At 53.9% G+C, this 23,693-nt stretch carries 25 protein-coding genes; 6 read left to right on the top strand and 19 right to left on the bottom strand.

Annotated elements, in window-relative coordinates:
* Positions 1-17 precede the first annotated feature (17 nt).
* Genes TA5113_RS09440 through TA5113_RS09405 form a run of 8 tightly spaced genes read right to left on the bottom strand, consistent with a single transcriptional unit; the run spans position 18 to position 6,211 of the window.
* The gene (locus TA5113_RS09440) at positions 18-1,142 is read right to left on the bottom strand and encodes an EscU/YscU/HrcU family type III secretion system export apparatus switch protein (RefSeq protein WP_058314823.1); all 1,125 of its coding nucleotides are present in this window, start codon (positions 1,140-1,142) and stop codon (positions 18-20) included.
* A gap of 15 nt (positions 1,143-1,157) precedes the next feature.
* On the bottom strand, positions 1,158-1,913 hold the full coding sequence (locus TA5113_RS09435; protein ID WP_058316698.1) for a flagellar biosynthetic protein FliR: 756 nt from the start codon (positions 1,911-1,913) through the stop codon (positions 1,158-1,160).
* A gap of 4 nt (positions 1,914-1,917) precedes the next feature.
* Positions 1,918-4,011 (bottom strand): flagellar biosynthesis protein FlhA, encoded by a 2,094-nt coding sequence (gene flhA / locus TA5113_RS09430; RefSeq protein WP_058314825.1) that lies wholly within the window; start codon positions 4,009-4,011, stop codon positions 1,918-1,920.
* A 7-nt stretch (positions 4,012-4,018) separates the two neighbouring features.
* The gene (locus TA5113_RS09425) at positions 4,019-4,804 is read right to left on the bottom strand and encodes a transglycosylase SLT domain-containing protein (RefSeq protein ID WP_058314826.1); all 786 of its coding nucleotides are present in this window, start codon (positions 4,802-4,804) and stop codon (positions 4,019-4,021) included.
* A 1-nt stretch (position 4,805) separates the two neighbouring features.
* Entirely contained in the window at positions 4,806-5,075 is a 270-nt protein-coding gene (locus TA5113_RS09420; protein ID WP_058314827.1) for a flagellar biosynthetic protein FliQ, read from the bottom strand.
* A 34-nt stretch (positions 5,076-5,109) separates the two neighbouring features.
* On the bottom strand, positions 5,110-5,433 hold the full coding sequence (gene fliE / locus TA5113_RS09415; RefSeq protein ID WP_058314828.1) for a flagellar hook-basal body complex protein FliE: 324 nt from the start codon (positions 5,431-5,433) through the stop codon (positions 5,110-5,112).
* 9 nt (positions 5,434-5,442) lie between these two features.
* Positions 5,443-5,853, bottom strand: a complete 411-nt coding sequence (gene flgC, locus TA5113_RS09410) for a flagellar basal body rod protein FlgC (protein ID WP_058314829.1) — start codon at positions 5,851-5,853, stop codon at positions 5,443-5,445.
* A gap of 10 nt (positions 5,854-5,863) precedes the next feature.
* Entirely contained in the window at positions 5,864-6,211 is a 348-nt protein-coding gene (locus TA5113_RS09405; protein WP_058314908.1) for a flagellar basal body protein, read from the bottom strand.
* 68 nt (positions 6,212-6,279) lie between these two features.
* On the opposite strand from TA5113_RS09405, the gene TA5113_RS09400 reads away from it, so the two are divergent.
* Complete coding sequence (locus TA5113_RS09400) at positions 6,280-7,641, top strand: FliI/YscN family ATPase (protein WP_058314830.1); 1,362 nt, start codon at positions 6,280-6,282, stop codon at positions 7,639-7,641.
* Positions 7,642-7,747: 106 nt separating this feature from the next.
* Here TA5113_RS09400 and TA5113_RS09395 read toward each other — a convergent pair whose 3' ends face one another.
* The 7 genes from TA5113_RS09395 to TA5113_RS09365 all read right to left on the bottom strand — a co-directional run bounded on the left by TA5113_RS09395 (position 7,748) and on the right by TA5113_RS09365 (position 14,006).
* The gene (locus TA5113_RS09395) at positions 7,748-8,572 is read right to left on the bottom strand and encodes a flagellin N-terminal helical domain-containing protein (RefSeq protein ID WP_058314831.1); all 825 of its coding nucleotides are present in this window, start codon (positions 8,570-8,572) and stop codon (positions 7,748-7,750) included.
* A gap of 375 nt (positions 8,573-8,947) precedes the next feature.
* Positions 8,948-9,772, bottom strand: coding sequence for a flagellin N-terminal helical domain-containing protein (locus tag TA5113_RS09390; protein WP_082638115.1), 825 nt, complete (start codon positions 9,770-9,772; stop codon positions 8,948-8,950).
* Positions 9,773-10,047: 275 nt separating this feature from the next.
* Positions 10,048-10,872, bottom strand: a complete 825-nt coding sequence (locus TA5113_RS09385) for a flagellin N-terminal helical domain-containing protein (RefSeq protein ID WP_058314833.1) — start codon at positions 10,870-10,872, stop codon at positions 10,048-10,050.
* Between the two features lie 272 nt (positions 10,873-11,144).
* Complete coding sequence (locus TA5113_RS09380; RefSeq protein ID WP_058314834.1) at positions 11,145-11,969, bottom strand: flagellin N-terminal helical domain-containing protein; 825 nt, start codon at positions 11,967-11,969, stop codon at positions 11,145-11,147.
* A gap of 119 nt (positions 11,970-12,088) precedes the next feature.
* Complete coding sequence (locus TA5113_RS09375) at positions 12,089-12,574, bottom strand: hypothetical protein (RefSeq protein WP_058314835.1); 486 nt, start codon at positions 12,572-12,574, stop codon at positions 12,089-12,091.
* Between the two features lie 5 nt (positions 12,575-12,579).
* Positions 12,580-12,870: a rod-binding protein gene (locus TA5113_RS09370; protein ID WP_058314836.1), complete on the bottom strand. Its 291-nt coding sequence runs from the start codon at positions 12,868-12,870 to the stop codon at positions 12,580-12,582.
* Positions 12,870-14,006, bottom strand: a complete 1,137-nt coding sequence (locus TA5113_RS09365) for a flagellar basal body P-ring protein FlgI (protein ID WP_082625859.1) — start codon at positions 14,004-14,006, stop codon at positions 12,870-12,872. The genes TA5113_RS09370 and TA5113_RS09365 overlap by 1 nt, the downstream gene beginning before the upstream one ends.
* 194 nt (positions 14,007-14,200) lie before the next feature.
* On the opposite strand from TA5113_RS09365, the gene TA5113_RS09360 reads away from it, so the two are divergent.
* Positions 14,201-14,950: a response regulator transcription factor gene (locus TA5113_RS09360; protein ID WP_058314837.1), complete on the top strand. Its 750-nt coding sequence runs from the start codon at positions 14,201-14,203 to the stop codon at positions 14,948-14,950.
* A gap of 71 nt (positions 14,951-15,021) precedes the next feature.
* Here the strand turns inward: TA5113_RS09360 and TA5113_RS09355 are convergent, their stop codons facing one another.
* From TA5113_RS09355 to TA5113_RS09340, 4 genes are all read right to left on the bottom strand, one after another.
* Entirely contained in the window at positions 15,022-16,104 is a 1,083-nt protein-coding gene (locus tag TA5113_RS09355) for a flagellin N-terminal helical domain-containing protein (protein ID WP_058314838.1), read from the bottom strand.
* A gap of 12 nt (positions 16,105-16,116) precedes the next feature.
* On the bottom strand, positions 16,117-17,535 hold the full coding sequence (gene flgK / locus TA5113_RS09350) for a flagellar hook-associated protein FlgK (RefSeq protein WP_058314839.1): 1,419 nt from the start codon (positions 17,533-17,535) through the stop codon (positions 16,117-16,119).
* A 25-nt stretch (positions 17,536-17,560) separates the two neighbouring features.
* On the bottom strand, positions 17,561-18,862 hold the full coding sequence (locus TA5113_RS09345; protein WP_058314840.1) for a flagellar hook protein FlgE: 1,302 nt from the start codon (positions 18,860-18,862) through the stop codon (positions 17,561-17,563).
* 146 nt (positions 18,863-19,008) lie between these two features.
* Positions 19,009-20,838 carry a hypothetical protein gene (locus TA5113_RS09340; protein ID WP_058314841.1) on the bottom strand — a complete coding sequence of 610 codons (1,830 nt, stop codon included), beginning with the start codon at positions 20,836-20,838 and terminating at the stop codon, positions 19,009-19,011.
* Positions 20,839-20,999: 161 nt separating this feature from the next.
* On the opposite strand from TA5113_RS09340, the gene TA5113_RS09335 reads away from it, so the two are divergent.
* From TA5113_RS09335 to TA5113_RS09320, 4 genes are all read left to right on the top strand, one after another.
* On the top strand, positions 21,000-21,737 hold the full coding sequence (locus TA5113_RS09335) for a flagellar hook-basal body complex protein (RefSeq protein WP_058314842.1): 738 nt from the start codon (positions 21,000-21,002) through the stop codon (positions 21,735-21,737).
* Positions 21,738-21,785: 48 nt separating this feature from the next.
* Positions 21,786-22,571 (top strand): flagellar basal-body rod protein FlgG, encoded by a 786-nt coding sequence (gene flgG, locus TA5113_RS09330; protein ID WP_058314843.1) that lies wholly within the window; start codon positions 21,786-21,788, stop codon positions 22,569-22,571.
* Between the two features lie 3 nt (positions 22,572-22,574).
* The gene (gene flgA, locus TA5113_RS09325; RefSeq protein WP_058314844.1) at positions 22,575-23,243 is read left to right on the top strand and encodes a flagellar basal body P-ring formation chaperone FlgA; all 669 of its coding nucleotides are present in this window, start codon (positions 22,575-22,577) and stop codon (positions 23,241-23,243) included.
* A gap of 50 nt (positions 23,244-23,293) precedes the next feature.
* Positions 23,294-23,693, top strand: a 400-nt coding sequence (locus tag TA5113_RS09320) for a flagellar basal body L-ring protein FlgH (RefSeq protein ID WP_181949467.1), incomplete at its 3' end; no start/stop codon positions are given.

Raw genomic sequence — 23,693 nt, 5'->3', positions numbered from 1 at the left:
GCAGGGCAGTTTACCGTTTAGTTCGGATCAAGCCGCAGCTCTGATCCCACCGGAGGTTTCCGTTTCGGATCGGACTTCAGAGCCATCACAAAGCTGATGATCTCAGCGACCACTTCCCAGTGTTCGACCGGAACCTGCTCGTCGATGTCGATGACGTCGTACAACGTCCGGGCCAGCGGTTTGTTTTCGATAATCGGGATTTCATGATCATGGGCGATCAAACGGATTTGACGGGCCATCAAGTCAGCACCCTTGGCCACACAGATCGGGGCCACATCCACGCCTTGTTCGTATTTCAACGCCACCGCATAGTGGGTCGGGTTGGTGAGGATCACGTCCGCCTGGGGTACAAAGGCCGCAATCCGTTGCTGGGCCCGTTGCCGCCGCAATTGCGCGCGCTTTCCGCGGATCAATGGGTCGCCTTCGGATTCCTTCATCTCATCGCGGATCTCTTTCATGGACATCATCTGTTTCTTACGCCAGTCAAAGCGTTTCCACAGAATGTCGATGATCGCGATGGGCACCAAGAACACCGCCGCCATGATCAGCAGCTTGCGCGTCGCGTCCGACATATAACCGGGCAGGTGTTCGGGTAAAAACCCCGTGCCCATCCAGATTTCACGCACCGCCTGATTGGTCACCCAAAGCGCCATGGCCCCAACCACAAAAACCTTCACCAAACTTTTGATGAACTCGACCAGCGTGTTCATTGAAAACTGACGTTTTAGCCCTTCGATAGGCGAGATCTTTGAGAGCTTTGGTTTGATCCGCTCAACGGCAGCAACGGTTTCGCCTTGGATCAAAACTCCAGCGATACCACCGGCCATAATCAACCCAAAGATCGGCGCGATGGCGATTGTAATGCGGCTCACAAAATCCCAGAACACATCGCCTAACGTGGCCACACCGCCACCTTCAACACCCACATGAATGCGGCCTGCATTGTCCACCAAGGACGAAAGTGCATCCACCAGCTTTGGCCCCTGCCATTGCAGCGCAACGGCAACCACACCAATCAGCGACACCACCACCATCATATTCCCGGTTTCACGGGAGGCGGGCACATCACCTTTCTTGCGCGCATCGCGCAGCTTTTTCTCGGTGGGTTCCTGGGTCTTATTACTCTTGTCTTCTTCTGCCATTTCCGTCCCCTGACATCAGAACCTAAAGAGCCCGAACCAGCTGCTGAATTGCTCAAGCCAATGATGGATCATGCTTGGAGCGGCAACGGAAAGGATGAACATGCCAACCCCAATCAACATGGAGGCGGCGACGAAGAAGACGGGGAGCTGCGGCATCATGCGGTTTGCAAGACCCATGCCGAGGTTTAGGATCACGCCCATCACAAAGAAAGGCGCAGCGATGGACGCGCCAATATAAAGGCTCTTGCTGCCCGCGTGGACTATCTGCTTGGCAAGATCACCGGCAAAAATCACCCCGGGCGGAAAGACTGAATAGCTTTCCATCATCCCGCGCAGGATGATGTGATGGGTGTCAGTGACAAAAATCAGCGCCACGGTGCCCACAAGCAATATGGTTGCCACCAAGGTTGCGCCTTCAAAAGAGCCAAGCGAAGGGCCAAAGGCATTGGCAAGACCGCTCACCTGCCCCACCTGATAGCCAGCGAAATCCATAGCAGAGAGAATGACCCGCGCCGTGAGACCGATCCAGAGACCCACGGTGACCTCAGCCGCGAGAAGCACAAACATCGCTGACGGGGTATCGGGCGCCGCGTCGACAACGGGAACCACCGGGTAAAGCGCAAGGCAAAGGACCAAAGCGAAAGACAGTCGCGCACGAACTGGGATTTGCACCTCACCAAAGCCCGGCAAAAACATCATGGCACTGCCGATGCGCGCCACCACCAACACATATCCGAAGATCAGCGTGGCGATATAGGAGTTAAGCTCCACCGGATCAGCCGATCGTCGCGACGGTCTTCAGCGACGCTTTCCGGTGCACCTCGTTGTGGGAAATCACCTGAGTCATCGGGCTGACCCGCTCTAGGATCGACCGCACATAGGGGCGGCTGTCTGGTGCAACCAACAAGGCAGGCCACTGATCGCTTTCGGCAAATCGTTGGATCTCTTTGCGCACCGCCAAAACAAACTCCTGCACCCGTTGCGGGGACATGATGAAGTTTGTTTCATCACCCGTTTTTGAGACGGCGCTGTGCATCTCGGATTCCCAATCACTGCCCAGTGTCACAACCGGCACATAGCCATTGGCATCAACAAGGTTCTGGCAAATCTGCTTAGACAGCTGGGTGCGAACATGCTCGACAATGGTCTGCACATTCTTGGTGGTGCCAGAGGCTTCGGCCACCGCCTCGATAATCTTTGGCAGGTTGCGAATAGACACCCGCTCGCTCATCAGAGTTTGCAGCACGTGCTGCATCAACACCATTGGGGCGTTGTTGGAAATCTCAGAAAGAAGCTTCTGGTATTCTTTGGTCTGCCCTTCCACCAACTCCTGCGTGGCAGCGTAAGTCAGCAACTCCGGCATATGTTCTTTGATGATCTCGGTCAGGTGCGTTGTCACCACACTCTCGGGATCGACAACAGTCATGCCCCGCGCTTCGGCTTGCGAGGCCCGCGTCTGATCAACCCAAACCGCGTTCAATCCAAAGGTCGGCTCGCGTGTGCGTTCACCCGGAAGATCAATGTCGGCACCGGTCGGTTCAATCACCATCATCGCACCTGGGCGCAACTCACCACGTGCGGTTTCGACACCATGAATGGAGATGGCATAGTTCATGGCCGGCAGCGTCGCGTCATCTTTGATCCGCACGGGCGGAATGACAAATCCGTAGTCTTTGATGAACAGGCTGCGCAGGCTCTTCACCTTACCCGGCAGCGCCGCATCGGGCGAGTTGATCAGCGGCACCAACGCGCTGCCCAGATCAAGGCGCAGATCGTCGAGTTTCAGCATATCTTTGATTGGATCAACCGGGGCATCGCCCTGCTCTGCTTTCGCCGCTTCCGCCGCCGCAACCCGCTTGGCCTCTTCTTCCAATTGGCCTTGCATAAAGTAGCCAAGCACCGCCATACACGCTGCTAAGGCAGCAAAGACGAGCAACGGGAAGCCCGGTAGGAAACCCAACACAAAACAAAGCGCCGCCGCCATATAAAGTGCGCGTGGGAAGTTACCAAGCTGGCTGAGAACCGCTTCGTTCGCCGCGCCTTTGGTGCCACCTTTGGTAACCAAAAGACCTGCGGACAGCGAGACAACGAGAGCAGGGATTTGTGTGACCAAACCGTCGCCAATCGTCAATACGGTATAGTTGCTGGCCGCTTGGCCAACGGTCAAACCATAGCTCACGACACCAATCAGGATGCCGCCCACAACGTTGATGACCGTGATGATCAGACCGGCGACCGCATCGCCGCGGACGAACTTAGACGCACCATCCATGGCACCGAAGAACGCGCTTTCTTCTTCCAGAACGCGACGACGCTCACGCGCCTCGTTCTCGTCAATCATGCCCGCGCCCAGATCCGCATCAATCGCCATCTGTTTGCCCGGCATCGCATCCAAGCTGAACCGCGCAGCAACTTCGGCGATACGGGTCGAACCCTTGGTGATCACGATGAAGTTGATGATCACAAGGATCGAGAAGATCACGATACCGATGATGAAATCGCCGCCAACAATGAAGCGGCTAAATCCTTCAATCACCTGCCCTGCTGCATCGGTGCCCGTGTGGCCTTGGCTGAGAATAAGCCGCGTCGAGCTCACATTCAGCGCAAGCCGCAGCATGGTCACGACAAGCAATAATGTCGGGAAAGAGTTAAAATCCAGAGGTGTAGGGATCCACAAAGCCACCATCAGGATCAGTACGGCAAGCGACAGGGAAATCGCGAGGCCGAAGTCTAGCAAGATCGGAGGCAATGGCACAAAGAGCATGCCCAAAATCGCCACAACGCCGAGCGCGAAGACCACGTCGCGATTGGCCATGACCGAAGAAAGACCGCTGGCCAAAGATTGGGAATTTGTTTCAGTCGCGCTCATCTAAGCCTCAGAAAAATTCTTCGTATGCCGGCAACATCGGCCGGACAGGATTGTTGGAATAAATCGAGTAACCACCGCTCTCGCTGGAACTCCAGAACACCGGTGGAGGTGGTGCTTTTGGCACCACGACTTCGGCCACTTCGACGGGCACAAATGATCGCGCCAAGGCGGTGAGCCGCTCGATGTTGCGCCCAACCACTTGGCGGTTGTGTCCCAAGCTTTCCAAATACCGGTTCTGATGCACCTCGGTCGCCGAATGATAACGTCCCGCTGCTTTGCTCCAGCTGCCAGTCTCTTGATAAAGCCCCACTAAAAACCGCGCCGCGTAGTCGGCATTCTGCCAAGGGTCAAAAGCCGCATCTTGGTGTGCAAACTGATCCCCATGCCAACGCAGATTGATCTGCATGCAACCCACATCAATGCTGTTGATGCCTTGTGCTTGCTTTTCACGCACCCAAGCCTGCGCGTCTTCGCGGGTCGAGAAAAACGCCCCTTCCCCATTGGCATTTACGGTCCAGGGCCAAACCGCGAGTCCCGCTGGGCCACTGCGACCTGCTTCTTGAATACCAATCGCGAGAAGCAAATTGCCCGGAATATCGTAACGCTGCTCCGCTTCCAAAATCGCGGCGATACACTGCGCGCCCGTCGTTTCTCGCGTGGGCGTTTCCTCTTGTTGAACCGTCAAGGATTGCGGATCTGTTTTTAACGATGCGTAAAGGTTGTTAAACAGATCGGCCTGCGCCGATGTCGCCAGAGCCAATCCCAATAAAACCGTTAGAGCGCGGATCAACATCCTAGAACCCTCCGGACACAATCAGGTCAAACACCTGATTGGACAGTCGCGTGAGTGAGCTGAAGATGAAGGGAAGCGTCAGCGCCAATATCGCAAAAATCGCAACAATCTTTGGCACGAATGTCAGCGTCATCTCTTGGATCTGAGTGAGCGCCTGCACAAAAGAAATGATCAAGCCGACGATCAACGCGCCCGCCAGAATGGGCGCACTCGCCAACAGGATTGTGTTGATGGTCAGGCGGATGACCTCATATGCCCCAGCGCTGTCCATTCCGGCATCCTTCCAAAAAGACGCACGCGATCATTTAGATCGGCATGCGCATGACGTCTTGATAGGCCTCCACGAGCTTGTCGCGCACAGCAACAGACACACGAACCGTGCTTTCCATCGTCATCGTGGCTTCGACCACCTGCTGAATGCCCGCCTTGCCGACCAGACCTTGCGTCGCAACCTCGTCACCTTGGCGCACATTGTTCATCGACGTTTCCGCCGCCTGCCGCAGCATGTCACCAAAACTCTCGGTCTTGGCTTCACCATTTGAAACCTGCGCCGGAGACTTCAGGTTTTTGGCATCCCCATAGGCGCCCTGGATGGCAGCTTGGGATCGGATCGAAGAAAAATCACTCATCGCTCAATCCTATTCAATCATATCAATCAGTCGGTTACGCATGGCACGCGCGTTTTCCAACATGGTTAGGTTAGCTTCATAAGACCGGCTTGCTTCACGCATATTGCTCATCTCAATCAGCGGATTTACGTTTGGCATTTTTACATAACCGCTCTCATCCGCGGCCGGATGCGATGGTTCGTAGCGGACGGTGAAGTCGGTCATGTCACGTTCGACATCCGCGACCTCGACCTTGGATACACCCGAAGCGTCATCTAGCATCTCGCCAAAACTAACGACTTTACGACGGTAAGGGTCACCGCCCGGTTCATTGGCAGTAGAATTTGCGTTGGCAACGTTTTCCGAAACCACGCGCATCCGCTCACCCTGGGCACGCAAGCCGCTTGTGGCGATTTTCCCGATCAGGCTTAGGCTGTCCATCTACCCCTCCTTAACCCGCAACCGAACGGATCATTTCATGCGCCTTGCGGTAGAGATTTGCGGCGATCTTGTACTGACCCGAGGTCGCGTTTGCCTCAAGGATCTGCTCTTCCAGCACCACATTGTTTCCGGTGAGATCCTGATTCCAGGTGTCTTCGCTTTCAAAGACAGCGGCATCCGGTGTCACATCTTGCCCTTCGGCAACCGCGAGGTAGGCGTCAAAACCTTCCACCTCTTTTGCCCGATACCCAGCGGTATCAGCATTGGCGATGTTCTCGGAAACGACCTTTTGGCGGTCTGACAACCACTTGAGTCGCTGGGATGCGAGATCAAAGAAACTTGGCGTTTCGATATTCATCATGGACTCCTGTGGATTTATTGTTGATTATACCAAGTATAACAAAGATTAAAACAGGGTTTATTCTTGTGTCCAAGGTTTTTTTGGAATTGAAGGCCAAAATTTCCTCGCTGGAAGCGATGCATATCATGGGTCGCGTGCAGTCCATTGTCGGCATGTCGCTTACGGTGGCTGGGCTACAACGGGCCGTCGGCATTGGTGCGCGCTGCGTGGTTAAAGGCGCAAAAGGTCCTGTGATGGCGGAGGTCGTCGGCGCGGACGAAGCCGGCTTACGCTTGCTGCCTTTCGGCTCTTGGGATGGGGTTGCCGTCGGCGATCCTGTCGAATTGGTGCAGCATGACGAAGGCATAAGCCCCGACGACAGCTGGATTGGAACCGTTGTGGACGGGCTTGGTCGTCCAATGGGCGATGCGCCAAGATTCAAAAAAGGGCGTTCCAGATCATCGGGCCGCAATATGCCGCCCCCTGCATTTGGCCGTCGTCGCGTTGGTCATAAGCTGCAAACACAGATCAAATGCATCGATGTCTTTACCCCCATTTGCCAAGGACAACGGATGGGAGTTTTTGCCGGCTCCGGCGTTGGTAAATCCACGCTCATGGCGATGCTTGCGCGAAACACCAATGCCGATGTGATCGTGATTGGTCTGGTGGGCGAACGTGGCCGCGAAGTTCAAGAGTTTATCCAAGAGGACCTAGGCCCCGAAGGGATGGCCCGCGCCGTCGTCGTTGTCGCAACCGGGGACGAAGCCCCGCTTTTGCGCCGCCAAGCCGCCTTTACCGCAACAACAGTCGCCGAACATTTCCGTTCACAAGGCAAGCAAGTCTTGCTGATGCTGGATTCTGTCACTCGTTTCGCCATGGCCCAGCGAGAGATCGGCCTGTCCAGCGGCGAGCCACCTACCACGAAAGGTTATCCGCCAACGGTGTTCTCGGAACTTCCCCACCTTCTTGAACGGGCTGGACCCGGACGGGATGGCGAAGGCGATATCACCGCGATTTACACAGTTTTGGTCGACGGGGATGACATGAATGAACCCATCGCAGATGCGATCCGCGGGATCGTGGATGGCCACCTCGTGCTTGACAGAAGCATTGCCGAGAAGAACCGCTATCCGGCCATCAATATCCAGCGGTCCATTTCGCGGATGCTGCCCGCCTGCCATTCTGATGAAGAATACAAAATCATGAATGAAGCGCGCAAATCCTTGGCAAAATACGCTGACATGGAAGACCTTATCCGCGTCGGCGCTTATAAACCCGGCACCGATCCCGAAATTGACTCGGCCGCCGTCTTCTTCAAAGCGGCGGATGCGTTCTTAGCGCAGCGCAAAGAGGAGCGGTTAACATCTGATCAGTCTTTCGCCGAAATTTTCCGTATGTTGTTGGAATCCGGCATCGACGTCCCCATCGATCTTTCAGCCACCGCATAAAAGCCGGCCACCTTAAAAGGCGGCCGACCCTCGCTCCTTCAAAGGAGATAAAAACAATTCAATCGTTACGAATAGCCTTTGAAACAGCTTAAACGTTAAGACCGAATTAACGGAACAGAGACAGCAGCGACTGCGGCTGGCTGTTTGCAATCGACAGGGATTGCGTCGCCAACTGTTGCTGAACCTGAAGTGCCTGCATACGGGCCGCTTCCTGTTCCATATCTGCGTCAACCATAGAGGACACGCCTTGGTCGATGGTGTCTGTCAGAGCACCAAGGAAATCCTGCTGACCTTCGATGGCTTTCTCTGCAACACCCAAAGAGGTCGCTGCGGTGATCGCACTACCCAATTGAGTTTCAGCCGTTGCCAAATCGGCAGCCAGGTCGGTGGACGTTGTCAGATCGATGCCATCCAACGCTGTCGCGATCGCGGTCAGGTTGACGGAGTCAAAAGACATGGTTGTTGTTGCGAATGTGCCGCCTGTGCGGGAAACACCTGTCACAACAGTCTGCGTCGCTGCCGCACCAGATACCAAGTCTTCACCATTAAAAGTGGACTGGCCAATCGCAGCAGTCATTTGATCCACAAGGGAATCCAGCTCGGCCTGAACCTGAGACAGGTCAACGCCGCTACCTTGAGCAAAGGCTACACGCTCGGAAAAATCTTGAGCGAGGCCTTGAACTGTCTCGGCACCCAAACGTGCTGTGGAAACAGAGTTCTTTGTGGATGTCAGGCCCTCATTGATGGCCTTGAACATGCCGCTGTCACCTTTCATGGTTTCAGAAATAGCGAAATACGCGGCGTTGTCTTTACCAGAGCTGATAGCCAAACCGGTGGAGACACGGGACTGAGTTTCATTAAGACCTTTGTTAACAGACTTCAGAGTCTGCAGCGCGGTCATTGCGGAACTATTTGAGAGAATGGACGACATTTAATGCTCTCCTCATTTCTCGGGTTTTGTATTCAATCTTCTGACTGAGCGGTTTTGTTAACCTGCCATTAAGCTATCGCTGAAAAGGTTAAAGCCGGTTTAATTTTTGTTGTTCATTTCGGGGCGAAAGGAGGCGAAAATAAGGCGCGGCTGCCTTAATTTTGCCCAATTAAATCTGTGTTTTTTCAAGGGTTTAATGGGCCGCATCTCAGAAATCTGGTCGCAGAAGCCTCAATTATGACCCAAGCACCGGCAACAATGGGTCAAAATATGAAAAATCGGCCACCTTTCGGAAGCCGATTTATTAACCCTTTAGTAGAATCAACGGAATTGATTCTCGTTAATGGAGCTAAGCTCCACTCAACGTTGTATTGCTTAACGGAACAATGACAGGATGTTCTGTGGTGCCTGGTTCGCAATCGACAAGGACTGCGTCGCAAGCTGCTGCTGAACCTGATAGGCCTGCAAACGTGCCGCTTCTTGTTCCATGTCCGCATCAACCATCGCAGACACACCGGAATCCAATGTGTCGGTCAAGTTTTCAAGAAAGCTTTGCTGGCCTTCCAACGTTTTCTCGGTCACGCCCAATGAGGTCGCTGCTGAGATTGCATTGCCCAACTGCGTTTCCGCCGTTGCCAGATCGGCAGCCAAGTCGGTGGACGTTGTCAGATCAATTGCATCAAGCGCAGTCTGAATTGCACCCAGATCAACGGACTGGAATGTGATTGTCGTCGCAGCGAAGGTACCGCCAGAACGAGTCACACCAGTTACAACGGTTTGTGTCGCCGCGGCACCAGATACAAGATCTTCGCCATTGAAGGTTGCTTGGTCGATCGCCGCTCCGATCTGATCAACCAAAGAGTCGAGCTCGGCTTGAACTTCAGACAAGTCAATGCCTTGACCCTGGGCAAAGGCCACGCGCTCAGAGAAGTCAGACGCGAGGTCTTTTACTGTTTCAGCACCCAAACGCGCGGTCGCAACAGAGTTTTTGGTGGATGTTAGGCCTTCATTGATGGCCTTGAACATGCCGCTATCGCCTTTCATGGTCTCTGAAATAGCGAAATAGGCGGCGTTGTCTTTACCAGATCCGATGGCCAAGCCAGTGGACACGCGGGTTTGAGTGTCATTTAGGCCTTTGTTCACCATATTCAGGGTGGACAGGGCAACCATTGCGGAGCTGTTAGTGAGAATGGACGACAATTAATGCTCTCCTCATTTCTCGGATTATAAACAGTCTTCTGACTGAATGGGCTTATCGCCAGACCTAGGCATACATCAGCAAGTTAAAAGCGCGGTTTACGTTTACCCCCAAACGCCTCATTTTCGACATTATTTTTGGTTGATTTTTCATAGCCTTAAGGATAGGCCGTGCGCCTTAGACCCTTAATATCGAGCGGCTTTGGCCAAATGGAATGCACAAAAAAAACGGCCACCTCAAGGCGGCCGTTCTCAAAGTCTTGTTCAGTCCGCTTTTATTAACGGAACAGCGTTAGGATGTTTTGCGGTGCCTGGTTTGCGATCGACAGTGACTGTGTCGCCAACTGCTGCTGAACCTGCAATGCCTGCAAGCGGGCAGCTTCTTGTTCCATGTCCGCATCAACCATCGAGGAGACACCGGAATCCAGTGTATCGGCCAAGTTATCTAGGAAGGATTGTTGCCCCTCCACGGTTTTCTCGGTCACACCCAAAGAGGTCGCTGCTGAGATTGCATTGCCCAACTGCGTTTCCGCCGTTGCCAGATCGGCAGCCAAGTCGGTGGACGTTGTCAGATCAATTGCATCAAGCGCAGTCTGAATTGCACCCAGATCAACGGACTGGAATGTGATTGTCGTCGCAGCGAAGGTACCGCCAGAACGAGTCACACCAGTTACAACGGTTTGTGTCGCCGCGGCACCAGATACAAGATCTTCGCCATTGAAGGTTGCTTGGTCGATCGCCGCTCCGATCTGATCAACCAAAGAGTCGAGCTCGGCTTGAACTTCAGACAAGTCAATGCCTTGACCCTGGGCAAAGGCCACGCGCTCAGAGAAGTCAGACGCGAGGTCTTTTACTGTTTCAGCACCCAAACGCGCGGTCGCAACAGAGTTTTTGGTGGATGTTAGGCCTTCATTGATGGCCTTGAACATGCCGCTATCGCCTTTCATGGTCTCGGAAATAGCGAAATAGGCAGCGTTGTCTTTACCTGACCCGATGGCCAAACCAGTGGACACCCGGGTTTGTGTTTCAGTCAAGCCTTTGTTCACCATGCTCAAGGTGGACAGGGCAACCATTGCGGAATTGTTAGTGAGAATGGACGACATTTAATGCTCTCCTCATTTCTCGGATTGTAATCAGTCTTCTGACTGAATGGGCTTATCGCCGTCAGGTCATGCTAATGCGTGAAGTTAAAAGCAGGGTTTCTATTTTATGTAATATGGAAAGGATATGGTGATTTAGGCCAATTTTGACCTTGAGTGATGCAAAAAATCCCCAAGAATAACAAGAAACAGCCACCAAATGGTGGCTGTTTTCGTAACTTCCGTTGATCAAGAAGCTGATGAATGACGCGAAAACCCGCGTCAAATCGTCGATTTTACTGGAACAGAGATAGGATGTTTTGCGGTGCCTGGTTCGCGATCGAGAGCGACTGCGTCGCCAACTGCTGCTGAACCTGGAAGGCCTGAAGCCGCGCGGCCTCTTCTTCCATATTGGCATCAACCATCGCGGACACGCCGCTGTCCAATGTATCTGTCAGATTATCCAAGAACGTCTGCTGACCTTCCAGCGTTTTCTCGGTCACGCCCAAGGATGTCGCTGCAGCGATTGCGTTGCCCAACTGCGACTCCGCTGATGCCAATTCCGCGGCCAGGTCTGTCGATGTCGTCAGATCAATCGCGCTTAGTGCGGTCTGAATCGCACCCAAATCAACGGATTGGAAAGTGATTGTGGTCGCAGCGAAGGTACCACCGGAACGAGTCACGCCAGTCACAACAGTTTGGCTGGCCGCAGCACCGGAAACGAGGTCTTCGCCATTAAAGGTTGCTTGAGAAATAGCTGCCCCAATCTGATCTACCAGCGAGTCCAGTTCCGCCTGAACTTCGCTAAGATCAATACCCCGACCCTGCGCAAAAGCGACACGCTCTGTGAAGTCCTTCGTCAGATCTTTCACCGTCTCAGAACCCAAACGTGCTGTCGCAACGGCGTTCTTCGTGGAGGTCAGGCCCTGATTGATGGCCTGAAACATTCCGCTGTCGCTCTTCATTGTCTCTGAGATCGCGAAGTAAGCGGCGTTGTCTTTACCTGACCCGATGGCCAAACCGGTAGAGACCCTGGTCTGTGTGTCGTTCAGGTTCTTGTTCACCATATTCAGGGTGGACAGGGCGACCATCGCGGAGCTGTTTGTAAGTATGGATGACATGTTTTGCTTTCCTTTATCGTCTTGCTTGGCAGCGTGCTAAACGGCCCTGTTCAGCGCGAAAATCCACGTTCAAGTTGTTGAAGAGTGATGTTCGCCCCTCACCAAGCGACTTTCCTATGCTAAAATTCCCTATCTATGGTCATCTTAGGTGTTGCTGAGTCGTTAACCTTCTGGCCCGACTTCCCGTAAAGCCCATCGAGGCTGTGCCTCTGGGTTGCTTTCTCTATTTCACGCGCGACAGAGCCTGCTGCATCCGCCATGCGTGACAAAAGCGTCGTATTTTCCGTGACCGCCCCACGCAGTTCATCCAAAAGTTCCGGCAAACGTCGCGTGCGCGCGGCGTCTTTCTTCACAAATGGCTCCACAAGAGGACGCTTGAGTTCCAGCCACTTCAGGAGGCCGGATTTCTCATCAAAATTCTCGCTGACCACATTCAGATCACCTTCGTTGATCGCGGCGGTCTCTTTCTTCAAAAGCGTGATCGCTTCGTTCAGCTTGCCTGCAAACGCGTCAATGTTCTGTAGATCCATCGTCGTTGGATCATCTGCACCACCGATACGGGTGCGCTGGCGTTCGCTCATGCGGAATTGACGTGTGGCAATCATCTCGCTCAACTCCTCTTATACGCGGCCATCATCTGCTGGACGTTGGAGGCAAGCCCCAGACCGCCCTGCTCGACCAGGCTTTTAGAAAGGGCTTCAGACATGAAAGACCGCCACATCTGACCGTCATTTTCGCCAGTTCCCATGTCCACAGTCTTCAGCATCTCGTCCACAAACTGAGACAGGAACACCGCTTCGAATTCTTTGGAGGACTCCATTTCTTCGGCAGAAAGAGCCTTCTGCTGCGCCATTTGCGCTTTGGCTTGAGACAACGAGGAGAGCATGGAGATATCAGCCATTAGATGATCTCCAAATCTGCGTGTAACGCGCCGGACGACTTGATCGCTTGAAGGATCGAAATCGTCTGTCGCGCACCAACGCCAATAGCGTTTAAGCCATCCACCAGATCTTGCAGGCTTACGTCGCCTTCAAGGATAGTGAATTTGCTGTCTACTTCTTCAACGTCCAACTCTGTGTCCGGGATCACCACTGTGGTCCCGCCAATGGAAATTGGCTGCGGCTGAGACACGTTGAAGCGCTCGCGCACCTTCACCGTCAGACCGCCCTGGCTGATCGCCACTTGGCCTATACGTACATTGGACCCGATGACAATCGTGCCGGATTTCTCATCCACTACGACCCGCGCAACGGTGTCTGGCTGCACCTCAAGGTTTTCAATAACAGAGACAAACTCGGCGACATTTGCCTTGTCCTGAATCTCGATCTCAATGGTGCCTGGATCAAGAACATGCGCATATTGTGCGCCAAGTTCCATATTCACCACGTCGCGCACACGGGTCGCAGTGGTGAAATCCGGGCTGCGGAGCGCGACGCGGAAGCTGCTAAGCTCGCGCAGACTGAATGGGACTTCGCGTTCAATGATCGCACCATTATCGATACGCGCAATGGTTGGCACACCTTCGGTGATGGTTGCCGCGTTGCCTTCCGCGCGGAAACCAGACACAGCGACCGCCCCTTGGGCAACGGCGTAGACTTCTCCATCCGCTCCGGCCAGGGGGGTGACCAAAAGGGTGCCCCCACGCAGACTTGATGCATCGCCTAGGGAAGAAACGGTGACATCAATCGGCGCACCGCGTCGACCGAAGGGGGGAAGTTTAGCGGTCACCATGACGGCTGCTGTATTTGTTGTCTTAAGCAGGTCCGCGTCGATATTGGCGACGCCCAACCGCTCCAGCATGCCGCGCATGGATTCCCGCGTGAAAGGGCTATTGGACAGCTTATCACCGGTGCCGAGCAAACCAACGACCAGCCCATAGCCAATCAAATGGTTCTCGCGCACACCTTCAAAGCTGGCGATGTCCTTAATTCGAACATCCGCCGTGGCAACATTAGCCCACAACCCAACGCATACGAGCGTTAGGAAGTATAGGATTGCTGCTCTCAGGCGCCCGGAAAATTTTTGGTACTGCTCCATAGGTCTTTCCTATATGCCCTAACCAAGGATTAATAAACTATCCTTGATATGTCTAGTTTAATCTTACTTTAACCTTGATATCAAAGCTTTAACCTAGAATTAATCTTCTTTATTTTTTGTTTTTGTTGTTGAAAGCCGGATTTATACTTGCTAGCGATAAAGAATAAACAAGAACAAGTGGAACGGAGGTCGCCATGCGCGCCTATGTATTCGAGCCACGCGAGAAACGTCGAGCATCCCTTCAAGCAGAGCTTGAGAACGTTGGCTTGCAACCGCTCTTTGTGGGTGAAGAGTTCTTTGAAACAGGTCTCGCGCCACTGTCCCAGCCGGGCAGTGAACATCGTGCGATCCTGATCGGTGAGTCAGCAAGCACTCACAAACAGATCCGCGCGGTTCGCGCCTCTGGCTGTGAGAACCCATTGATAGTTATGCGGGATTTCCGCAACTCGACAGACACCGCGGCGGCTCTTGATCGCGGGGCGGACGACGTGATTGTCAGCCCTATCAAGGGATCCGAGGTCTTCTCGCGGATCAATTCCATCGTGCGCCGCTTTCACGGCCATGCGGCAGAAAGCGTTAGTGTCGGAGAGGTTACAGCCTACTTTGATGGGCGCGATCCAGTCGTATCTGGCGCACGCATTCGCTTGTCCAAGCGCGAACATTCGATCTTCCAGCACCTTGCGTTGAATTCCAACAAAGTGATTTCGAAGAACGCGATCTATGACGCGGTCTATGGAATGAGCGCGGATCAGCCATTTGACAAAGTGATCGACGTTTATATCTGCAAGCTGCGCAAAAAGATTGCAGCGGCAGCTCAAAGCGGAGCCCAGTATATCGAAACCATCCACGGTCGCGGCTACAAGCTGAGCGCACCGGAAGAAACTGACATCCAACCGCTAGAGCCCATGCGTCCATCAATGGCCGTTGAAGCACGTTTAAGCTGAGTTAGAGCCTAAAACAAAAACGCCGCGAACTTCAAAAAGTTCGCGGCTTTTTTTGTTATGACTTCAAAAACCTAACGATACCAATCTAAAATACTGAGGTTGGACAGTCGGGAAGAGACGCTGTAGCTCGCTTGCAATTGCGTTTCCAAACTGCTCATACGCGTTGCCACTTCGTAGGGATCAATATTCTCATAAGTCGTGATCTGCTTACGCTGAACGATGGAAATATCCTCTAGTCGCAGCTTGGCATTCTCTACCACCTGCTGGTTAAATCCTAGGTTCGCCGACGCCGCCAGAACCCCTTGCTGCCCATCAGACAGTGTGTTCACAGCGGCATCCATCCAGTCTCTGTATGTGTCTTCATCAGCAATGTCTTGAATGTCCACGGCCGCCAAAACCGCCAAGCCCTTGATCACATCGCGAAAGCCCTGGTCATTTGCTTGGACACCGTACACAAGCTCTTGATCCTGATCCAAACGACCTGCGATCCGATTGTTTGGAACACCGCCGCCATCCAATTCGGGCGTTCCGTTATAGAACGACGCCTCGAAGTGATAATTCGCATTGGAATGAGTGCCATCAAAGATCTGATCGATCTCGGCCATCATTGTCGTCACATCCGCGGTGGATGTGGGCCCTGACCCTAAGACTGCGGCGATCACATCTTCCGGTGACAACCCCGTGTCAGCATCTGCACTGTCCCAACGGTTCAGTGCCGGTGCGTTACTCGTGGTTCCCGAGAACAAAAACTCGTTGTTAAAGCTGATGTTGAGCGTTCCGATAACCGTCTCGAGCGCCGCGCGCGCCTGCGCCTGAATCGCTGCCGCGCCAAGACTCTTGGATTCTTTATTCACAATGGCGGCCTGCAGCACATCTTCGACCGGTCCCCGGACCGTTTCGATCGCACTTAGCATCGCCTCGAGCTTGTTCTCTAGGACTTTATTGGCTTCGATATAGGACTGGGTGTTTTCTTCGCGCGCGCGCATTGTGATCGCGACACCCGCACGGGGCCCAAGATCGCCAAACATATCTGCGCGCCGGCCGGTGGACAGTTCCTGCCCCGCGCGCTGCAATGCGAGGGACGCCTGAGACACACTCCCCTTGAGGAAGTAATTCATTTGATAAGACGACATGCGCGTGGATAGCCAACTCATCTCAACCCCTCCCTAGACTGCCGCAATCAACTCGTCGAGCATCTCAGAAACCGCCGTCAGAATTTTAGAATTCGCGGCATAGCTCTGCTCGATCAGCATGAGGTTTTGCATCTCTTCGTCGATATTCACGCCTTCGACATTTTTACGAGACGCCTGAACCACCTCGGCGGCTGAGCGCGCCGCATTAAAGCTTTGTTCTGCACGAGAGGTGCGCGTGCCCTGAGCGGTCACCAACTCTGAACCATAATCTGCCAAGGTGATCGTCGCACCAATCCCCGTGTTCGGATCGGCGTTCATCGCCACGTGCAACGAGTCAATAAAGGCCTGAATCTGAGTGGTATCTGACGCCAGACCCTCCGATGTCGCGCCGAGACCATCACGGATCAGATGCGCCGATCCTCCAACGCCAGAGTCCACCGCATCGTTGACGCGCAACCGCGATGCCAACCCTTCCAAATTCGCAGCGTCATAAGTAAACCCGTTGTCCGTAAACAGGCCCGCCTGACCAACGGCCAACGAAGCATCAGCGCCTTCAAAGGCTTGAATCAAGCCACGCGCATATTCATCGAGCTGCAGCTGGAACTCAGGTATGATTTCGCGCTTCAGCGTCACAAAACCAACCAGGCTTCCGGCTTCCATTCCGCGCACACCCGCAACACCGGGAGTGACTTCTTGCGTTCCAGCAAACAGCGTGCCGTCGCCGGGGTTATAGGTCACATCCTGAACCTGATCCCCTTCCAACAATGCGGCTCCACCGGTCGTATAGATATTCACAGCCCCATCGACGGTGCGGCTGATGCGGATGTCGGTAATGCTCGCCACCTCGTCCAATAGTCCGTCAACTTGATCACTGTAGGACGCGGCCTCCAGAGTACCGGGTTCAAAATCCCGGAGACGGAGGTTCAAGTCTCTCAACTGATACAGTTTGTCATTGAGGTCCGAGACTTCGTAACGGATTTCCATGTCCACGTCGGCGCGCAAACTCGCCAGCCGGTCACTTGCATTGCGTATGGTGCCTGCAAGATCCTCTGCTGCAAAGATCACACCTTGCTGTGCAGCTGTCGACGCAGGCATGTTCACAAGAGTCGTCAAAGAGGCACTAAACGCGCCGAATTTCTCACCGGGAGAAACGCCATCGCCGGGCTGCCCCAAAAAAAGCGTATAATCGCGCAACCCTTCATGGATCGCCTGCTGTTCCGACATACGTGCAGTTTCAGCGCGCGACATACGAACCAGCGCAGCATCCACCTCACGGCGGACCTCAGAGACAAGAACTCCGCCCGTTCCCAACGCAGTGCTGGTCAACGCAACACTGCGTCGCGAATACCCTTCGGTCATCGCGTTGGCGACGTTGCCCGCGGTCACCTGCGAAAGTGTTTGGTGAACGCGGAGCCCTGACGCAGCTGTATTTAGAGCACCACTCAGGCTCATTTAATTAGCCCTCTATCCAGACCAATTACCGTTTCAATCGCGTGGTTTCGTCCAACATGTCATCCGCAGTGGTGATCACTCGAGCGTTGACCGAGAAGGCCCGCTGTACCCGGATGAGATCCGTCATTTCCTGCGCGATATCTACGTTGGATCCTTCCAATGCGGATGAATTAATCGACCCTGTTGAACCGGAATTTGCGACCAGCGCAAAGAAGGCACCCGTTTCAGCAGCGAGGCTATAGGCGTTGCCTTTTTCTTCGATCAGCCCATTCGGGTTGTCCACGACTGCAACAGGGATCTGGTAGAGCGGACGTCGCATGCCATTGTCGAAAACACCGAACAATGTCCCTGCTTCGTCAATTTCGGTGCGGATCAGCTGACCAACACTTGAGCCGTCCCGCTCAAAGGATTGCGAAAAGTCCCCCGCGAATTGCGTGATGCCAGAGAAGGTTCCCGGTTCGCCCAAATCGACCTGAATAGTCTGCGGCGTCGTCCCGTTGTTCAAGGTGATGGTGGCCTGCCCTGTTGCCGTATCAAAGGCAAATGCAGCAGGCGCGACCGCGCTAGATGTGACACCGGAATAACCAGAAGGCGAGCCTGACAAACTACCGGAGTCATTAAAGTCGACCGTCACCGTTCCCAAAGCGTTGCCGTCTTGGTCAGACAGGCTCACGTCCCATTGGTTCGCAGTGCTGGTTGGCTGCCAGCTAAAGGAAATCCGTTGGGATTCCCCAAGACCGGTAAAGAATTCCGATGACGTTTCAAAAGGCGCGCCCGGCGTCGCCAAGCCGGTGTCTTGGGCCGGTAGATTGCCCACGACAGACATCTCCGTGGTCTGTGCGGCGGACAATGTGACATTGCCCACATTCACGGTCTCCATAGATCCAAAAGAGCTTCGGTCCACCGTGCCCAAATCACCATTCGCATCGTAAGGAAAACCCGACAGATAGAACCCGGCCGCATTGCGCAGATTACCATCTTGGTCCGGCAAGAATGATCCAGCACGTGTCAGGTGGTAGTTGGTCTGCACCGTTTCATTCGGGTTTACTGAAACCACAAAGAAACCGTTGCCGCCAATCGCGAGATCCGTCGCGGATGTGGTGGAAATCAAACCACCAGCGCGGTTAATGTCCATTCCTTGCTCTGCAACAACGGACAATACGCCGTTATTGGTCCCGCCACCTGCAGTCGTCGTCACCATCTGTGCAAAACCGCGACGATAGCCAACCGTATTGGCGTTGGCGATGTTCTCAGAGATGCCGCCGACAGCGGTGGAGTTTGCCTGGAGCCCGCTGACTCCTGTTTGCAATGCACTCGAAATAGACATTTTTGCGCCTCAGAAGTTTATTCTTGGTTGTCTTCTTAATTATTCAATACATGAATAAATTTTAAGGAGAGTTAAAGAATTCATTAAATCTCAAAAAGAGAGGTACTTTTATCCTTTGTTATTCATCAAACACAAAGAATAGCCTATTAGATGTCCGACTGACCCAAGTTCTCTAAAGAACGCTGTAGTCGATCGATACGTGAATCCGCAGCCCCTCGGGTCAAAGGAAAAACCGGCGGCGGATCGCTCTCAAAACTTTTTGCTAAGTTCATCCAACCCTCTGATTGGGTCAGATTTGGGAAGACCGCAAGCAAACGTTCTGTCACATCGCGCCGCTCGCTGCGATGCGCGGCAATCAGCAAATATGTTGCGTCATCTGCATCAAAAAACCCGGGATATTCATCCCAAAGCCGCTCATAGAAGGTGATAGCGCCAGGCCAGTCTTTCTTAGCCCAAAGGGCCTGCGCCAAGCCGCGCAAATTGCCCGGTGTCGGCGTTTGAACATGGGTGCGCAACAAGGCTTCGTTGTCACCAAGCTTTGCGTAAACACTTGCCCGCATTTTATTGACAGTTTCACGTTTTTTCTGATCGGCAGGAATTTCCAAAGAAGCCAGCAATGCGCGCGCTTCTTCAAGTTGCCCACCAGCCTCAAGCGCGTTCACTTTCTTCAAGCGCACGGCGAATTCTTGCTCTAGGTCTGCCTGATCCGGGTAATTGATTCTTTGATCCCGCAGCAGATCAAGCGCGCGCTGATATTCGGTGGCAGCCATGCTTGTGCCGCCGCTTTCAAAGAGATGATCCCCCACGCGCTCTACATAGTCAGGAAACGCTTCGTAGTAGCGGAAAGACGGCACCAATTGATAGTGAACCGACAGCCAATGGGCTAAAGGGATCTCCCCCTTCTCCCCGGCCCCATATACAATCTCCAGCTCTTCTGACGCATGTATCTCTGCATCTTCAGCCGCCGGAGTTCCCGGGAACCGAAGCATGATCGTGCCGTAGGTTTTCAAAGCTTCGACATCCGCTTCGTTTTTCACCAACACTTCCGCAAGGGTTTGCATCAGCTGAATTTCTAAAAAATCGCCCTTCCAAGCGTCTTTGCCATGCTCCAATACATCACGCGCCGCCAACAAGGCGCCGCGTCCACCATCTTGCAGCGCCATTTCACTCAGCGCCAGTCGCGCGCGGGCAGCGTAGCGATCCCACCCTTTCGACGCCTCAAAATAGGCCGCCAACGCAGAAGATTGGTTGCGCCGCATTTGATGCGCGCGACCGCGTAGAAAATATCCGGCAGGACCGTCCGCCAGATCTGGAAACTCATTCAACAAGCGCAAAGCCTGTTGCGCATGCACTTCAGCGCCAACTTCGATCATTGCCTCTGTCAGGACCGGTAAAATTGTATGCGCAACGGGCCGCGTTTGATGCATCAACCCCAAGAGTCCCGGTTCTAGATTTTCGGACAACAGCACGGGGTCCCCCGACGCAATCGCCTGCAATGCGGCCCAAAACGCCCGATCTACCCGCGTGTTTGCCGCAAGCGGAGAAGAGGCAAAGTCTTCAACAGAATACCCATCCAACAGCGAGTGGGCATGGCGCAAAGCCATCAGCCGTGTCTCAAGTTCCGGCTCAATCCCCTCAAAAGACGCCAACACATCGCCCGCCTCATAGATCATCATCTGACCCATGTAGATTTCAGCGATATCCATGAGCACCGACTTGCCTTCAACCCCGTGCGTCTTGGACAAAGCGTCAATCTGTGCGGTCAGGTTTTCATAAAACCGTTCTTCCGGCCAACGCCGTAGATCCAAGTCAAAAAGCGTCTGAACTCCGGTGCGCGGAGAGAGAATTTCTTCTTTCTTTTCAATCTTCGGGGCTGGCGCAGGCGCCTCTTCCTTTGGCGCAGACGCCGCATGAAGGGCCATGCCAGAGACAGACCCCATCAAGCCAAGCAAAAACCCGCGCCAGAGTGCTTTCATGAATTCTTAACTATCCTTGCGTTTTTGCAAATACATCTTGTTTTAATCTTTATATTGATGGATAGTTTAACAAGCAACAACCAAGGTTAGTTGTATTCATCGGATTTGTTCTTGGACCTCTTCAAAACGGCTAAGAACAGAATCTTCACAAGGTCGCAGCTATGGGCACAACCAATTACGTATCCCTGTCATTGGCCACCGCGCTGGAGCGGAGCCTTGACCTTGCGGCTCACAATATGGCCAACGCCTCGACCGCAGGGTTCAAAGCATCGCAGCCCTTGCTGGAAGCGGTCGACCCTACGAATTCCGGTGATGACACCCAAGCGGTGAACTATGTCCAAGACAAAGGCATCTATGTGGACATGAGCCAAGGCACATTTGTGCCAACGGGCAACCCACTAGATGTAGCGGTCAACGGCGAGTTCTTTTTTGGCTATGAAGCCCCCGGCGGTGAAACAGCCTATGGGCGTGACGGACGTTTGACGCTGAACACCGACGGCCAGTTGGTGACGATGGGCGGCTCTCCGGTCGTGGATATCAGTGGTGCGGCCATCACCATCCCAGCAGAGACTGGAACTCAGGTCACGATCGCAAATGATGGCACAATCACCGATCGCGACGGCGGCACAGTTGGCCGAATAGGCCTATTTAGTGTCGATAATCCAAGCCTTCTTGAACCCATTGGCAATGGGTTGTTCCTCGCAGGCGGGACACAGGCAGAACAGACAGAAAATGGGACCATCTCGCAGGGCTACATTGAACAAAGCAACGTTCAGCCCGTGGTCGAGATGATCAACCTGATGGACATCCAGCGCGCATACGAACGCGCAGTCCAATTGATGAGAGATGAGAATGATTTGACCAAACAAGCCATCGAAAGGCTGGGTCGGGTCCTTTGATCTGATCGCGCATCCGCGCGGTCACGATAACGAGCAGGAGCAGAAGCTATGAAAGCTTTAGGCATTGCAGCCACGGGTATGCTGGCGCAACAAACCAATGTTGACGTCATCGCCAACAACATCGCGAACGCCAACACCACCGGCTTTAAATCCGGCCGCGCAGCGTTTCAGGATTTGATTTATCAAACCATGATCGAAGAAGGCGCGTTGACCTCGACAGAGGGAACCGCTCGTCCAGTCGGCCTGAATGTGGGTCTCGGTGTTCAAGGCGCAGGCATGGTTCGGCTGAACACGCAAGGTGGGCTTATCCAAACGGAAAACCCATTGGATATGGCGATCGAAGGCCGCGGCTACTTTGTTGTGAACCGCCCAGATGGTTCACTTGCCTATTCCCGCGCGGGCAACTTCAACTTGTCTGCTGAAGGCACACTCGTCACGCTAGACGGCTATGAAATTGATCCGGGCATCACCATTCCAGATGGCACACGTCAGGTCACGGTTAGTGCACAAGGGGTGGTTTCCGCCTTTTTAGAGAATGAAAACACCCCAACAGAGCTTGGTCAGCTAACCCTCGCGACGTTCCTTAACGACGCCGGCCTTAAGCCCATCGGGAACAACCTGCTCGAAGAAACCAGCGCCTCAGGCGAAGCCACAACCGCGTCACCCGGTGACGCCGGAGTTGGCGTGATCAGACAGGGCAGCCTTGAGAACTCTAACGTCAATATCATCCAGCAGATCACCGACCTGATCCAGGCGCAGCGGGCCTATGAGATGAACTCTAAGTCCATCGAAACCGCCGATCAGATGCTGCAGACCGCTAACCAGATCCGTTAATCCATGAGGGCCTGGGTTCATAACCTCATTGGCGCAGCGGCGCTATCACTGTTGCCCCTTGCGGCGGCGGCGGTGCCGACGAGCGAGCTGGTGACAGAACGTGCCGAACAAGAATTCGGCCCAGCCATGCCAATGAACGGCAGCTTCAACATTCGGTTTGCGCAAGGCACGCCGGAAGAAGGCGAGTTCATCAAAGAATTCTGGATCGATCAAGGCACGGGCCAATTCATCGCCAATCTTGTGACAGAAAGAGGCGACCTTCGCCGGATTCAGGGGCTGGCGATCCTAAGCGTCCCGGTTCCAGTCGTGAACCGGCGCGTTATGCCCGAGGAAATCCTGACAGAACACGACATCGAACTGGTCGACATGCCATGGGCAAGGGTCCACGCTTTTGCGATCACGGATTTCGACGATCTCAATGGCATGCAAGTGCGTCGCCTGCTTGCCCCTGGACGTCCTGTACATCGCCAATCGGTGATCCCGCCAATTGTCGTGGCACGTGGCGAACGGGTGACGATTGAGCTCAAATACGGCCCTCTTGCCCTGACCGCAAAAGGCAAAGCCATTGGCGATGCGCATCTAGGCCAAGAAGTGCGTGTCGTGAACCTCGCCAGTAACAAAACAATTACCGCCGTCGCAACCGCCGACGGCGTTGTGGAGGCACAGTTTTGACCCAAACTCATGCAAAATACCGCAAGAGCAAACGGATTCTCGGACTCCTCATGTTAGTGGGAGCGCTGGCAGTCTCTGGCTGCACTCAGAACTATAAAGAAACTCGTAATCCGCAATTCAGCGAAATGGACCCGCAATTGGTTCCCGAAGTGAACAGGGTCAGCGTACCCCTGCCCCGCACGGAACCGAACCGCCGCCCGAAACGCGCAGAAGCGTCCAGTTTATGGAGCCGAGGCACCAGCAGTTTCTTTGATGACCAGCGGGCGCAAAATGTCGGTGACATCTTGACCGTCGTCATCAATATCCAGGACAACGCTCAGCTGCGCAATCAGTCAGAACGGTCCCGGTCAGGAAGCCAAGATCTTAATACACCAGGCTTCTTTGGCTATGGCAGTCAGATCGACAAAGTTTTGCCGGGCGTCGGTCCGGATGATTTGCCGACAGGCGGGA

Source organism: Cognatishimia activa (assembly GCF_001458335.1).
Lineage (GTDB): Bacteria > Pseudomonadota > Alphaproteobacteria > Rhodobacterales > Rhodobacteraceae > Cognatishimia > Cognatishimia activa.
The sequence above is the reverse complement of the archived record's forward strand: the minus strand, read 5'-3'. Positions and strand labels throughout refer to the sequence as shown.